Source organism: Paraburkholderia sp. XV (assembly GCF_020177535.1).
GTDB classification, from domain to species: domain Bacteria; phylum Pseudomonadota; class Gammaproteobacteria; order Burkholderiales; family Burkholderiaceae; genus Paraburkholderia; species Paraburkholderia caribensis.
On the sequence record NZ_JAGUUD010000086.1, the window covers coordinates 24752 to 39306 of the forward strand.

At 64.7% G+C, this 14555-nt stretch carries 14 protein-coding genes and 1 pseudogene; 11 read left to right on the forward strand and 4 right to left on the reverse strand.

Features of this window, described 5'->3' with window-relative positions:
- Nucleotides 1-13 precede the first annotated feature (13 nt).
- The 4 genes from aroE to mpl form a co-directional block, all read right to left on the reverse strand.
- Nucleotides 14-886, reverse strand: a complete 873-nt coding sequence (gene aroE / locus KFO72_RS30405; RefSeq protein ID WP_224101769.1) for a shikimate dehydrogenase — start codon at nt 884-886, stop codon at nt 14-16.
- Nucleotides 883-2964 (reverse strand): ribonuclease catalytic domain-containing protein, encoded by a 2082-nt coding sequence (locus tag KFO72_RS30410; RefSeq protein WP_054929012.1) that lies wholly within the window; start codon nt 2962-2964, stop codon nt 883-885. The genes aroE and KFO72_RS30410 overlap by 4 nt, the downstream gene beginning before the upstream one ends.
- 144 nt (nt 2965-3108) lie before the next feature.
- Entirely contained in the window at nt 3109-3711 is a 603-nt protein-coding gene (locus KFO72_RS30415) for a YqiA/YcfP family alpha/beta fold hydrolase (RefSeq protein ID WP_225033686.1), read from the reverse strand.
- The gene (gene mpl / locus KFO72_RS30420; protein ID WP_060599662.1) at nt 3708-5117 is read right to left on the reverse strand and encodes a UDP-N-acetylmuramate:L-alanyl-gamma-D-glutamyl-meso-diaminopimelate ligase; all 1410 of its coding nucleotides are present in this window, start codon (nt 5115-5117) and stop codon (nt 3708-3710) included. The genes KFO72_RS30415 and mpl overlap by 4 nt, the downstream gene beginning before the upstream one ends.
- A gap of 225 nt (nt 5118-5342) precedes the next feature.
- On the opposite strand from mpl, the gene KFO72_RS30425 reads away from it, so the two are divergent.
- From KFO72_RS30425 to KFO72_RS30470, 11 genes and pseudogenes are all read left to right on the forward strand, one after another.
- Nucleotides 5343-5996 carry a hypothetical protein gene (locus tag KFO72_RS30425; protein WP_054929015.1) on the forward strand — a complete coding sequence of 218 codons (654 nt, stop codon included), beginning with the start codon at nt 5343-5345 and terminating at the stop codon, nt 5994-5996.
- A gap of 24 nt (nt 5997-6020) precedes the next feature.
- The gene (locus KFO72_RS30430) at nt 6021-6566 is read left to right on the forward strand and encodes a TlpA family protein disulfide reductase (protein WP_224101767.1); all 546 of its coding nucleotides are present in this window, start codon (nt 6021-6023) and stop codon (nt 6564-6566) included.
- A 194-nt stretch (nt 6567-6760) separates the two neighbouring features.
- Nucleotides 6761-7225: a type II 3-dehydroquinate dehydratase gene (aroQ, locus tag KFO72_RS30435; RefSeq protein ID WP_036002542.1), complete on the forward strand. Its 465-nt coding sequence runs from the start codon at nt 6761-6763 to the stop codon at nt 7223-7225.
- 68 nt (nt 7226-7293) lie between these two features.
- Entirely contained in the window at nt 7294-7767 is a 474-nt protein-coding gene (gene accB / locus KFO72_RS30440; protein ID WP_054929017.1) for an acetyl-CoA carboxylase biotin carboxyl carrier protein, read from the forward strand.
- A 132-nt stretch (nt 7768-7899) separates the two neighbouring features.
- Nucleotides 7900-9267 carry an acetyl-CoA carboxylase biotin carboxylase subunit gene (gene accC, locus KFO72_RS30445; RefSeq protein WP_036002540.1) on the forward strand — a complete coding sequence of 456 codons (1368 nt, stop codon included), beginning with the start codon at nt 7900-7902 and terminating at the stop codon, nt 9265-9267.
- A 3-nt stretch (nt 9268-9270) separates the two neighbouring features.
- Entirely contained in the window at nt 9271-10173 is a 903-nt protein-coding gene (gene prmA, locus KFO72_RS30450) for a 50S ribosomal protein L11 methyltransferase (protein ID WP_054929018.1), read from the forward strand.
- Nucleotides 10174-10232: 59 nt separating this feature from the next.
- Nucleotides 10233-10337: pseudogene (locus tag KFO72_RS42615) on the forward strand (MJ0042-type zinc finger domain-containing protein); the annotation flags it as partial.
- Complete coding sequence (locus tag KFO72_RS30455) at nt 10338-12119, forward strand: DUF3426 domain-containing protein (protein ID WP_412101811.1); 1782 nt, start codon at nt 10338-10340, stop codon at nt 12117-12119.
- Between the two features lie 90 nt (nt 12120-12209).
- Nucleotides 12210-12710: a thiol peroxidase gene (tpx, locus tag KFO72_RS30460; protein WP_007743647.1), complete on the forward strand. Its 501-nt coding sequence runs from the start codon at nt 12210-12212 to the stop codon at nt 12708-12710.
- 108 nt (nt 12711-12818) lie between these two features.
- Nucleotides 12819-13763 carry a carbohydrate kinase family protein gene (locus KFO72_RS30465; RefSeq protein ID WP_062915795.1) on the forward strand — a complete coding sequence of 315 codons (945 nt, stop codon included), beginning with the start codon at nt 12819-12821 and terminating at the stop codon, nt 13761-13763.
- A gap of 88 nt (nt 13764-13851) precedes the next feature.
- The gene (locus tag KFO72_RS30470; protein ID WP_036002534.1) at nt 13852-14340 is read left to right on the forward strand and encodes a glycine zipper 2TM domain-containing protein; all 489 of its coding nucleotides are present in this window, start codon (nt 13852-13854) and stop codon (nt 14338-14340) included.
- Nucleotides 14341-14555 lie beyond the last annotated feature (215 nt).

Sequence of the window (14555 nt, forward strand, 5' to 3'; positions counted from 1 at the left end):
GTTGCGCTAACGCTCACGCGCTTTGCGGTGCGCGCAGCATCTCGCGCAGCGCGGCAAGCACGGGCGCGCCGTCGGGACGCACGCCGCGCCACACGAAGAACGACTCCGCCGCCTGCTCGACCAGCATGCCGAGGCCGTCGGCCGTGCGCGCGCCGAGCTTGCTGGCGTGCTGCATGAAGACGGTCGGCTGCGCGCCGTACATCATGTCGTAGGCGAGCGTGCCCGCGCCGAACGCACCGTCGTCGCACTCGGGCAGCGACGCGTCGAGGCTGCCTGCCGTCGCGTTGACGATCACATCGTAGGCGCCCGTTTCGATCGTCTGCGCGCTGCCGCCCGTCAGACGGCATGCGGCGTCGCGGGCCGCGCCAGCGAATTGCGCAACCAGCGCCTCGGCCTTCGAAGCCGTGCGGTTCACGATGACGAGCGATTGCGGCTTGCGTTCGAGCATCGGCAGCACCACGCCGCGCGCCGCGCCGCCCGCGCCGAGCAGCAGCACGCGCGCGCCTTTCAGCGACACGCCCAGGTTCACCTCGATGTCGCGCACGAGGCCGAAGCCGTCCGTGTTGTCGCCGTAGACGCCGCCATCCTGCTCGAAGCGCAGCGTATTCACCGCGCCCGCCGCCGCCGCGCGCGCCGACAGCGTGGTCGCGAACGCGTGCGCGTCGAGCTTGAACGGCACGGTGACGTTCATGCCGCGCCCGCCCTCGGCGATGAAAGCGCGCACATGCGGCACGAACTGATCGACGGGCGCGAGCAGGCGGCCATATTCGACGGGTTCACCCGTCTGTTCGGCAAAACGCGCGTGAATGAACGGCGACTTGCTGTGCGCAATCGGATTGCCGATCACCGCGTAGCGGTCGCGCCGAGTGGTCGTGTCGGTCGTCATTGGCCCTGCTCCGTCGCGTGTTGCGTCGAATCGTTCGAGTCGGCGGGCTGGTTGCCCTCGGCTGCTGCCGTATCGGCTTCGGCTTGCGCTTCGGCTTCGCTTTCGGCGGATTCGTCGGGGGCGTCGATGATTTCTTCTTCGGCCTCTTCCTCTTCTTCCGCGCCGCTCGTCACGGTCGGCGCGTCGAGCACGTGCAACAGCCGCACCGATGCCTCGACCGTCAGTTCATCGACCGACATCACTTCGAGCATCAGCCGCGTGCCGCGCGCATGCACGCCGAGACCCGGCACGTGCAGCAACAGCGGCACCTCTTCGAGACGCACCAGATCGCCCTTCACGACGGCAGCGACCACCTGCTTCTTGCCCTCCTGCGTGAGCCAGCGCAGACACCAGAAATACTCCATCCGGCGCTGATGATCGGCATACGCGGTGTAGGTGTCGTCGAAGCCTTGCACGACGGCGAACAGATCGGCGTCCTTCGGCTTGAACGGCGCGGCCAGCTTCGCCGTCACGCCGTGCTGCACGCACGCGATCAGTTGCCACTGGTTGACGAGGTCGACATAGCGGCGCAGCGGCGAAGTGCTCCACGCGTACTGCGAGACGCCGAGGCCTTCGTGCGGCGCGGCCGTCGTCTGCATCCGCGTGCGCTTCGGTCCCGTCGGCGCGCCGAACGCGCGCTGCGAGCGATAGATGCCTGGTACGCCGTGATCGTGCAGGAACGCGCCCCACGTCGAGTTCGCGAGAATCGCCAGTTCGGCGACGATCGTATCGAGCGGCGAACCGCGGCGGCGCGGCGTGATGCTCACATGCTCGCCGTCGACATAGAAGTTGAAGTCCGTATTGCGCTGCACTTCCCGCTTCAGGCCAAACCCGGCGCGCGCGAGCTGGCGCTTCTCGAACAGCGCCTGCGCAAACGGCCACAGCACCGCGATGTCTTCCTTGTGCGGATAGTCGCCCGTGCCATTGGCGAGCGCTTCCTCCGTGACGAGTTCGTCGAGCGTGTTGTGACGCAGATTGCTCTTCACGTAGACGAGTTCGGCGCGCGTTTCGCTCACGACGATTTCCTGCGTCTCGCGGTTCACGATGCTGTACAGCGACAGCGCCGGGCGCAAGCCGCCTTCGGCCAGCGTGAATTTGTCGACGACGGAATCGGGCAGCATCGTGATCTTGTCGCCCGGCATGTAGACGGTCGACAGACGGCCGCGCGCGATCGCGTCGACGGCATCGCCGCGTTCGATGCCCAGCGCCGGCGCCGCGATGTGAATGCCGATCCGCACGCGTCCGTCGGAGAGATGCTCCACGGAGAACGCATCGTCGATTTCCGTCGTGGTCACGTCGTCGATCGAGAACGCTTCGACTTCCGCTTGCGGCAGATCTTCCGGCAACGCGCCGACCGTCACGGACGGAAAGCCCGTGCCGTGCGGGAAGAATTCCGACAGGAAGCGCGCTTCGTGCAGCGCGCGCGCGGACGGAATGCCGCCGCATTCGAGCATCAGACGCGCCATCGAAATACCGCGCGCCGCCGCTGCCGCTTCGAGCGCCTTGTATTCGATCGAGTTCTTGTCGGGCTTCGTCAGCAGGCCGAGCGCCTTGCTCTGGAATCCGTCCGGCAGACGGCCCGCCTTCAGTTCCTCTTCGTAGCCCTGCTGCACGAGCGCCTGCTGACGCTTGCGCTCCAGCGACGCGAGCGCCATCTTCAGCTGCTCTTCCGGCGCGCGCTGATACTGGCCGCGCCCCTTGCGGCGGAAATAGATGGGCGAGCCGTGCATGCGCAAAATCAGCGCGGCGCGCTCCACGGGCCCGAACGACTCGCCAAAGTATTCGGCGCCGAGCGTGGCAAACGGAAATTCGTCTTCGGGCGCGCATTCCCACAGGAAGTCCAGATCGATGTCCTGTGCGGCGGCATCGGCCTGTTCCATCAGTTCGCCCGCCGACGGCTTCTCGAACTCCATCAGCACGTCTTTCGCGCGAACTTTCGCGCGGCGTCCGCCCGGCAGCTCGACCTGAAACGCGTCGCCTTGACGCGACATCACGCTGCCGGCCTTGAAACTACCCGATTCCTCGAAGAAAACGTTCACTCAATACTCTCGTTCTGGCTTGCGTCGGCCGGCGCGCAGTGCGGTTGCTTCGCGCGTCGGCGTCGTGTTCGGTGTGGTGGTCCGCAACGCGCGTGCCTCGTGCTTCATCAAGGGCGGCATGCGCGGCGTGTGCGGATCATCGGATCATGCCGCCTCGCGTGGTGCGGGCGGCTCGGTGTCGGCGGCGTCGCAAAACGCGAGCACGTCGTCGACATAGTCGGGAAACTCGCTGATCGCGTGGTCGCTGCCTTCGATCAGTCTGGTCTGCACGCCGGGATAGTGCGCGAGCATTTCGCGGTAATCGAGCACCTCGTCGCCGGTGGCGGCAAACAGATAATAGCGTTCGGGGCGGGTGATCCGCGAGACGCCTAGCGCACGCAACTCATCAAGATGACGCGGCTCGACGACGATGCTGCCGCCGCCGTGCCATAGCGGCTGCTCGCCGAGATAGTGACTGAGATCGCGCTGCGGCACGACGGCGGGGTTCAGCAGCACGGCGCGCCAGCCATGCTTCTCGGCGAGATGCGTGGCGAAGTAGCCGCCCAGCGAACTGCCGATCACCGTCACCTGCGCCGGATTCGCCTCCGCGACCCGTTCTTCGACGAGCGCCACGGCTTCCAGCGGCGACACGGGCAGCATTGGACAGCACCATTCGGCGCTGCGGCCAAGCGCCGCAAGACGCTCGGCCATCACGCGCGCCTTGAACGAATTGGGCGACGAGCGGAAGCCGTGCAGATAGAGAATCACGCGACGCCCCGCGCCTGCGCCGTCGGACGCGCCGATAGCGCGTCGAGCAGCTTCTGGTGCACGCCGCCAAAGCCGCCGTTGCTCATCACCAGCACCTGATCGCCCGGCCGCGCGGCTTCGACGACGGCTTTGACGAGGGCGCCGATGTCGTTGAAGGCTTGCGCCTTGTCGCCCATCGGCGCGAGCGCTTCGGCCAGGTTCCAGCCGAGTGCGTCCTTGCCAGTGGGCGCGCCGTAGCCGAACACGAGATCGGCGTCGACGAGGCTAGCGGGCAATTGCGCCTTCATCACGCCGAGCTTCATCGTGTTCGAGCGCGGTTCGAGCACGGCCAGGATGCGGGTATTGTCGCGGCCAATGCGCGTGCGCAGGCCTGCAACCGTGGTCTGGATGGCCGTCGGGTGATGCGCGAAATCGTCGTACACAGTCACACCGTCGACGCTGCCGCGCACTTCCATGCGCCGCTTCACGTTGCGGAATGTCGACAGCGATTTCGCGGCCTGCGCGGGCGGCACGCCGATATGGCGCGCAGCGGCGATCGCGGCGATCGCGTTCATGCGGTTGTGCTCACCCTGCACCTGCCAGTCAACCACGCCGACTCGCTCACCGTTGTGATAGACGGCAAAGCGCTCGTCGATCGGCACGCCATCTTCAGCGGGCAGCGCCTGCCAGCCGCCGTCGACGCCGAAGCGCTCCACTTCGCTCCAGCAGCCGCGCGCGAGCACACGGTCCAGCGCGGCCTCGCGGCCGTTCGACACGACCCGGCCAATGCCCGGCACCGTGCGTACAAGGTGGTGAAATTGCGTTTCGATCGCGGCGAGATCGGCGAAGATGTCCGCGTGATCGAATTCGAGGTTGTTCAGGACGGCAGTACGCGGCCGATAGTGGACGAACTTCGAGCGCTTGTCGAAAAAGGCCGTGTCGTATTCGTCGGCTTCGATCACGAAGAAGCTCGAATCCGTCAGCCGCGCCGACACCCCGAAATTCAGCGGCACGCCGCCGATCAGAAAGCCCGGGTTCATGCCCGCGTCTTCGAGCAGCCACGTCAGCATCGAGCTGGTCGTGGTCTTGCCGTGCGTTCCGGCTACGGCCAGCACCCATTTGCCGTTCAGCACATGCTCGCCCAGCCACTGCGGGCCGGACGTGTACGGCAAGCCGCGATTGAGGATTTCTTCCATCAGCGGATTGCCGCGCGTCACGACGTTGCCGACCACGAACAGGTCAGGCTTCAGGTCGAGCTGCTCGACGCCCCAGCCTTCGATCAGCTTGATGCCTTGCGCCTCGAGCTGCGTGCTCATCGGCGGATAGACGCCGGCGTCGCAGCCCGTCACCGTGTGACCGGCATTGCGCGCGAGAACCGCGAGACCACCCATGAACGTGCCGCAGATGCCGAGGATGTGAATGTGCATAAAGCTGTCGCGCCGCAAGGCGTGTTTTGCGTGGAAAGATGACATGCGCCGGGGACCGGAAAGCCCTCGCGCGAAGGACGCCTATTGTAACCGACAGGCCCGCCCGTTCTTGATCGGACGTGCTTTTCCGGGCCACGCCGCGCGGCCGCCGGAGCGCCGCTCAAGGCCCGCCGATGCGGCGGCGGCGTAAAAAGACCGTCAGGCTTTCTCTAGTATGATTGGCGAATGGTTCGCAAATCACATTTCGATCCGCAGCGCGTGCGCGAGGAAATCGCCATCGCGGCTGCGCGGATGATCGCCGAAGACGGGCTCGACTACTCGACCGCGAAGCGCAAGGCTGCGCGGCAGGTCGTCGGGGAAACGCGCGTCGCCGGCGAATGGCTGCCGGATAACGACCAGATCGAGGAAGAAATCCGCGAATATCAGTCGCTGTTTCAGGGCGACAGCCAGCCGGCCGTGCTGCGCCGGCTGCGCGAAGTCGCGCTGGACTGGATGCAACGGCTCGCGCCGTTCAACCCGTATCTGACAGGCGCGGTTTTGGGTGGGACGGCCGGTGAGCATTCCGATGTTCATCTGCAAGCCTTCTGCGACGACCCGAAGGAAGTTGCCATTTACCTGTTGAACGCGAACGTGCAGTACGACGTTTCCGAAACGCGCCACTTTGCGGGTCGCGGATACGTCGAAACATTGAGCTTTCTCTGGCGTCCGGCGAATGAAGGGCGCGACGCTGAGCCCGTGGGCATTCACCTCGCGCTCTACAGCACCGACGATCTGCGCGGCGCCGTCCGCGCCGACGCGCGTGGACGATCCGCCCGCGCCGACGTCCGCGCGGTTCAGGCGCTGATCAACGAGGGCGACGCCGCGCGTTCCACGAACTGAACCCTTAACAGACACACTCTCTATATGAAGCGGATTCTGGCAATCGCGGCGGTGGCTGTCGTCGCGACAGCGGGCGGCGCGGTGGCGGGCCACTGGCTGCTCGGCAACAACGACCTCGCGGGCGTCGCGAATGCGGCCCCCGCCGACAACAATGCCGTCGATCAACTGTGGGCGGCCAAAGTGACCAATGCCGATGGCGCGCCGCAGTCGCTCGCCCGTTTCAAGGGACACCCGGTCGTGATCAACTTCTGGGCGTCGTGGTGTGGTCCGTGTGTCGAGGAAATGCCGTCGCTGTCGGCGCTGCACAAGGAATACTCGAAGAAGGGCATCGAGTTCGTCGGGCTGGGCGTGGACTCCGACAAGAACATCAAGGCCTTCCTACAAAAAGTGCCCGTCAACTATCCCATCTATGTCGCCGGCTTCGGCGGCGCGGATCTCGCGCGCGCTTTCGGCAACAACGCAGGCGGTTTGCCCTACACCGTCGTAATTGACGCGAAAGGCGTCGTACGGTCGACAAAACTCGGCCAGATCAAACCCGACGAGCTGAAACGCACGCTCGACGCGCTCTGATCCCGACAACTTTTTGACATTTAGTTGAGAACTTTTTGCCTCAGATTGGGCGATATTCACAATAAGATGTCAGAAGTTCGGCGAGTTGCGGTTATCCAGGTAAGGGCGCGAGACGTGCGGCGCGTTCGAGAAACTAGACAAATTTCTCTAATCGGCGCTAAAGTGCGCCCAATTCCACGGAAAACGAACCGACCATGACGCGACTGCTGGTTCTGCACGGCCCCAACCTCAACCTTCTCGGCACCCGGGAACCCGAGGTCTATGGGCGCGTGACGCTCCCGCAGATCGATCAGGCGCTGGCCGACCGCGCAGCGGACGCCGGCGTCGAACTGGCCACCTTCCAGAGCAATCACGAAGGCGCGCTGGTCGATCGCATTCAGGCCGCTCGGACCGAGAAGACCGATTTCATCGTGATCAATCCCGCTGCGTACACGCATACCAGCGTGGCGATCCGGGACGCCCTGGCGGGCGTCGGCATCCCGTTCGTCGAGATTCATCTGTCGAACGTGCATCGTCGAGAACCGTTCAGGCATCACTCGTATTTCTCCGACCAGGCAGAGGGCGTCATTTGCGGCCTCGGCTGGAAGGGCTATCTGTACGCACTCGAATATGTGCTCGACCGGCTGGCCGTTGGGACGGCCGGATCGTCGCGCAACTGACAACCCAAAACACGAATTCGGCGCTGGCGGCAAACCGCCGGCGCTTCACGCATTGAAGGGGAAAGCCCATGGATCTACGTAAACTGAAGACTCTGATCGACCTCGTCTCCGAGTCCGGCATCTCCGAACTCGAAGTGACCGAGGGCGAAGGCAAGGTGCGCATCGTCAAGAACGCGCCGCCGGTTTACGTCCAGCAGCCTGGCAACTTCGCGCCGCAATACGCTGCGCCGGGCGCGGCGCCCGTTGCTCACGGCGGTGAAGCACCCGCCGTCGGCGCGCCGGCGACGCCGGCAGCCGCAGCGCCGCAAGGCCATGTCGTGACGTCGCCGATGGTCGGCACGTTCTACCGCGCACCGTCTCCGGGCGCCGATCCGTTCGTGCAGGTCGGCGATACCGTCAAGGAAGGCCAGACCATCTGCATCATCGAAGCGATGAAGCTGCTCAACGAGATCGAATCGGATGCGGCCGGCGTCATCAAGGAAATCCTCGTCGAGAACGGCCAGGCAGTCGAATACGGCCAGCCGCTCTTCGTGATCGGCTGACGCGGCGCGCTCTAGTCATTCGCCATCCGCGCGCCCGCCTTCTTTGGGCGCGCCACCGATCCTCTGAGGCAGCCGCCCGCCCTTTCGAACCAACCGGGCCCGCGGCGCCCATTGATGAGTCGAATATCCGCTATGTTTGAAAAAATCCTCATTGCCAATCGTGGTGAAATCGCGCTCCGTATCCAGCGCGCGTGCCGCGAACTCGGCGTCAAGACGGTCGTCGTCTATTCCGAAGCCGACAAGGAAGCCAAGTACGTGAAGCTCGCCGACGAGGCGGTCTGCATCGGACCGGCGCCGTCGAACCTCTCGTATCTGAACATGCCCGCGCTGATCAGCGCGGCGGAAGTCACGGACGCGGAAGCGATCCACCCCGGCTATGGTTTCCTGTCCGAAAACGCGGACTTCGCCGAGCGCGTCGAGCAATCGGGCTTCGTGTTCATCGGCCCGCGCCCCGACACGATCCGCATGATGGGCGACAAGGTCACCGCGAAGCAGACCATGATCAAGACGGGCGTGCCCTGCGTGCCCGGTTCCGAAGGCGCGTTGCCCGAAGATCCGAAGGAGATCGTGAAGATTGCACGCGCGGTCGGCTATCCGGTGATCATCAAGGCGGCGGGCGGCGGCGGTGGCCGCGGCATGCGCGTCGTGCACACGGAAGCGGCGCTCGTGAATGCCGTCAACATGACGCGCGAAGAAGCGGGCCGTGCGTTCGGCAATCCGCAGGTCTACATGGAGAAATACCTGGAGAACCCGCGGCACATCGAAATCCAGGTGCTGGCCGATTCGTTCAAGAACGCACTGTGGCTTGGCGAGCGCGACTGCTCGATGCAGCGCCGTCACCAGAAGGTGATCGAGGAAGCGCCGGCGCCGGGCATCGCGCGCCGCCTGATCGAGCGCATCGGCGACCGCTGCGCGGACGCGTGCAAGAAGATGGGCTACCTTGGCGCGGGCACGTTCGAATTCCTGTACGAGAACGGCGAGTTCTACTTCATCGAAATGAACACGCGCGTGCAGGTCGAGCACCCCGTCACCGAACTGATCACGGGCATCGACATCGTTCAGGAACAGATCCGCATCGCGGCAGGCGAAAAGCTCGCCATCCGCCAGCGCGACATCCAGTTCCGCGGACATGCGATCGAATGCCGTATCAACGCGGAAGATCCGTTCAAGTTCACGCCGTCGCCGGGTCGTCTTACGTCGTGGCATATGCCGGGCGGCCCCGGTATTCGCGTCGATTCGCATGCGTACAACGGTTATTTCGTGCCGCCGAACTATGATTCGATGATCGGCAAGCTGATCGCCTACGGCGCGACGCGCGAACAGGCGATCAAGCGGATGCGTATCGCGCTGTCGGAAATGGTGGTCGAAGGCATTCAGACCAACATTCCGCTGCATCGCGAGCTGATGCTCGACGCGAAGTTCGTCGAGGGCGGCACGAGCATCCATTACCTCGAAAACCGGCTGGCGGCAAAGCTGCAAGCCGCACCGGAAGAAGCGTAAGCAATGAGCTACCGGGAACTGGTCGTCGAACTCGCGCGCGAGCACGCGGAAGCGTTGTCGGATGCGCTGCTCGAACTGGGCGCGCTGTCGGTGTCCGTCGAAGACGCGGATGCCGACACGCCCGACGAGCAGCCGCTGTTCGGCGAGCCCGGTCTCACGCCGGAGCGCACCGCGTGGACGCATTCGCGCGTGATTGCGTTGCTGGCGCCGGAACACGAACCGGCCGTGCTGCTGGCGGCCGCTGCGAATGATCTCGGCCTCGCCGATGCGCCGTCGTTCAGCGTGCGCGAGGTCGAGGAACAGGACTGGGTGCGCCTCACGCAATCCCAGTTCGACCCGATTCCGATTGGAGAGCGCATCTGGGTCGTGCCGTCATGGCACGATGCACCCGACCCGACTGCGCTGGTGCTGGAACTCGATCCGGGCCTCGCGTTCGGCACGGGCAGCCATCCAACCACGCGTCTGTGCATGGAATGGCTCGAGCAGAACGTGAAGCAGGATCAATCGGTGCTCGACTACGGTTGTGGTTCGGGCATCCTTGCGATTCTCGCGAAGAAGTGCGGCGCGAATCCCGTGATCGGCATCGATATCGATCCGCAAGCGGTCGAGTCCGCGCGCCACAATAGCGAGCGCAATCGCGCCGAAGTCAGCTACGGGCTGCCCGACGATTGCCCCGCGGGCGAGTTCGATATCGTCGTCGCGAATATTCTGTCGAACCCGCTGAAACTGATGGCATCGATGCTGTCGTCGAGGGTGAAGCCGGGTGGACGCATTGCGCTGTCGGGCATTCTCGCGCGGCAGGCGGATGAAGTAGCACGTGTGTATCAGCAGTGGATCGACATTGCAGTGTGGCGCGAACACGAAGGCTGGGTATGCCTTGCGGGTACGCGACGCGAAAGCAATTAGAATAACGCATATTTGTTTGCTTCCGGCCCCTTAAGGGCTAACCGGTCTTTCGGCTCGATATGCTTCTAGCGACACGCTGTCCCTTCTGCGAAACCGTCTTCAGGCTCCAGCCGGAGCAGCTCACGCTGCGCCGTGGGCTCGTGCGTTGTGGCCACTGCAAAGAAGTGTTCGATGCATCGAGCAGCCTGTTCGACGTGAGCGGCGGCGTGAGCGTCGACAAGGCGAAGCACGTGACGATCGACGACGTGACGGCGCATACGCTCGAAGCGCTCGCGAATGGCGGCCTCGCGCCGGCGCCCGAGGCAAAGCCCGCTGTCGAGACACCGCCCGCCCCGGTGGCAATGCCCGTTGTGACGCGAGTGGAAGAAACAATTACGCCGCAGCCGGCAGACGCGCTCGACGCGCATGCGGCTGAGGCGTCCGTCGGCAGTGACAATGCCCACGCGGACCACGCGTCCGCCGAACAACACGTCGAACAACACGCCGAACGACACGCCGAACAACACGCTGAGCACGCCGCTGCGCAAGCCGCGCAGCCGGACGTCGATGTCGAGGCGCGACACGAAGCTGCCGCGCAGGCGTCGCCCGTAGCGGCGCCGTCTGCCGAAGCCGAAGCGGCCCCGGTCGAACCGACGTCCTCCGCTGCTCGCGAAACGCCACCCGCGTCAGCGGCGGAGAAGCCCGACTTCCGCGCAGAGGCATGGAACCCGTGGGCGCCGGCGCCCGACGCATCGATTGACCGGCGCATCCGCCACAACGCGTCGACTATTCCGTTCAATCCCGTCACGATTCCGCGTTCCGCGCAGCCGCCGCTGACGCTCGAACTCACCGAATCGCAACCGATACACCTCGATAAGGCGGTCGCTCGCGAACCGCACAGCGAAGCGCCCGTCGAAACGGGACGGGAAGCGCCCGCCGCCGCGCAAGCTGCGGCAAACGTTGCGCCCGCTGTCGAAGCGCAAGCGGAACCGAAGTTCGAAGAACGGGATGAGCCGCAAGCTCACCAGAAAGCGGAACCCACCTTCGGCGCAACGCCCGCACACGAAGCCGCGCCGGCAATCCACGAGCCGCCGCACGCGTGGCGCGAACCCGAAGCGCTCCGAGAGCCCGCAGCGACGCGCGACGATCAGATCGCGAACGAAGTGAAGCGTGAACAGGAAGCGCCGCTGCGCGACCCGTTCGACGACGCGCTGCGCGAATCGCGTCGGGATGATCCCGCCAAGCCCGTATTCGAGGACGAAGACCGCACCGTTATCCCGTCCGCAGAGCACGCTGCACACAGCGAGCAGGCGGCGCCCAACCGCGAGCGCGAACCCTTCTTCGGGGCGCCGTCGGTCGAACCCGATCTCGAGCCGCGCTTCGGCGCAGCCGCGCGTGAGTCATATGGCGCCCCTTTCGCCGCCACACCCGACAGCGACACCGATGCATTCGCCGTCACGCGCGAGCCACGCGCGCCCGAATCGAGCCGCTTCGTCTGGCATATTCTGGGCGGCGTCGCGGCGGGCCTGCTCGGCTTCATGCTGCTCGTGCAACTCGCCTGGTGGCAGCGCGAAACGGTGATGGTCGCGTGGCCCGATGCACAACCGCTGTTCGTGAAGGCGTGCTCGCATCTCGGCTGCAAGGTCGAGCCGCCGCGCGATATCGACGGTCTGCTGGTCGAGCCGTCGGACCTACGGCAGGTCGACGGTCCGCACAAGCTCGAACTGAAGATGCCGCTGCGCAACCGCTTCGATCTCGCGCTCGCGTATCCCGCCGTCGAATTGACGCTGCTCGACGAGAACAACAACATCGCCGTGCGGCGCGTGCTTTGGCCGCAAGACTATGTGAAACCCGGCACGCCGATCGCGGCGGGCCTGCCCGCCCGCACGACGCAGACGATGATCGTGCGCCTCGACACTGGCGATGCCGTCGCCTCGAATTTCCGCGTGCAGATCTTCTATCCGTAACGACAGATCTGCGGCGCGCAGGTTTTCCGCGCGCCCGGCACGAACCGGGCGCGCATCCCGTCAATCCCTGACGAATCTTCGGAGCACAACATGAGTCAAGTCACGCTGGGTGGCAACCCGATCGAAGTCGCTGGCACGTTCCCGTCCGTGGGCCAGGCGGCGCCCGCCTTCTCGCTCGTCGGCAAGGATCTGAAGCCGCTGACGCTCGCCGATTTCGCGGGCAAGCGCAAGGTGCTGAACATCGTTCCGAGCCTCGACACGCCGACCTGCGCAACCTCCACGCGCAAGTTCAACGAAGCAGCCGCGAAGCTGAGCAACACGGCTGTGATCGTCGTGTCGGGCGATCTGCCGTTCGCGGCTTCGCGCTTCTGCACGACGGAAGGCATCGAAAACGTCGTGACGGCATCGACCTTCCGCGGCCATGAGTTCGCGCAGGCGTACGGCGTCGACGTGACGAGCGGTCCCTTGACGGGCCTGACGGCGCGCGCCGTCGTCGTCGTCGACGAAAACGACAAGGTCGTGCACGCCGAGCTCGTCAGCGAAATCAAGAACGAGCCGAACTATGACGCAGCGCTCGCCGCGCTGAAGTAAGCTTCATATTTGCGTCGACACAGCGCCGCGCCCGTTTCACTCCGGGCGCGGCGCTGTCACGTCGTCGCACCCTTTTTTATCCGATCGACACTTATAGGAACGCTCGCCTTGGCTACGCTGATTTGCGGCTCGCTCGCCTACGACAACATCATGACCTTCGAAGGGCGCTTTCGGGAGCACATCCTGCCGGAACAGGTCCACATCCTGAACGTCAGCTTCCTTGTGCCGACGATGCGCCGCGAGTTTGGCGGCTGCGCGGGCAACATCGCCTACTCGCTGCATCTGCTGGGCGGCGACGCACATATCATGGCGACGCTCGGCGCCGTCGACGCGCAGTTGTACATCGATCGTCTCGACGCGCTCGGCCTGTCGAAACAGCACGTGCGCGTGCTGCCCGACACGTATTCGGCGCAGGCGATGATCACGACCGACCTCGAAAACAATCAGATCACGGCATTCCACCCGGGCGCGATGATGCAGTCGCATCTGAATCGCGCGGACCAGCCCGGCGTGAAGCTTGGCATCGTCGCGCCGGACGGCTTCGACGGGATGATCCAGCACTCCGAACAGTTCGCGGCGGCGGGCATTCCGTTCATCTTCGATCCGGGCCAAGGATTGCCGCTTTTCGACGGCGCGTCGCTGCGCCGCATGATTGAACTTGCCACCTACGTCGCAGTCAATGATTACGAAGCTGCGCTGGTGAGCAACAAGACGGGCTGGCCGATCGAAGAGATCGCGAGCCACGTCGATGCGCTGATCGTAACGCGTGGCGAGCACGGGGCGCAGATTCACCATGCAGGCGGCATCGAAGAGATTCCGGCCGTCAAGGCGAAGCAGGTGCTGGACCCCACGGGTTGCGGCGATGCGTTCCGGGGTGGCCTGCTGTATGGCATCGAGAAGGATCTGGGCTGGGCGACCACCGGCCGTCTCGCGAGCCTGATGGGCGCGCTCAAGATCGAGCATCAAGGGCCGCAGAATTACGCGCCTTCGCGCGCGGAGATCAACGAACGGTTCAAGCAGGCATTCGGTTACGAACTGCCGCACGGCGCCTGACGCAAGCGGATCGTGCCTGCTGCGCATGCGCTGCGCCTGACCGGTCGGGTTTGAGGGGCTCGAAACGAGCCCGTTTGGAGTCGAGGGAATGAAAACAACGAGTCGTACGTTGAGTCGCTTGGTACTGGGCGCGGTGATTGCGGGTTCGCTCGCCATGACGGGCTGTGCGTACAACAGCAGTTCTGCTGATGTCTATACGTCATCGCAGGCGCAGCGTGAAGAGACGGTGCGCATGGGCGTTGTCGACAGCGTGCGCGCGGTCAAGATCAGCTCGAACAATGGCCAGCCTAGCGGGATCGGGGCGATTGGCGGCGGTGCGCTTGGCGCGGTGGCTGGCAGCGCGATCGGCGGCGGGCGGGGTTCGATACTGACGGGTATTGTTGGCGGGCTTGCGGGCGCTGTCGCAGGTAACACGATCGAGAACAGCACGGCGATGCGCGATGGCGTCGAGATTACCGTGCGGCTGGATAACGGCGATATGCGCGCCATTACGCAAAGTGCGACGGGTGAGATTTTTCGCGCTGGCGAGAGGGTGCGGCTGTTGTCGAGTGGTGGTGTGACTCGCGTCACGCATTGAGCTTTTCTTTTTTCCCTGCCGGCGGCGTGGAAGCGCTGTGACGGCAACCTCACACGCATGTGCTCCCCTGTGCATGCGTTTTTTTTTGCCTTTTGGGGGCGGTCGGTCGGGTTTTGTTTGGGCTTTGCGCTGGCATCCGCGATGCGTTAGCGTGCCTCATGCGTCGCCGTTTGGTGTTTTGGCCTTTTCGCTGGCATCCGCGATTCGTTAGCGTG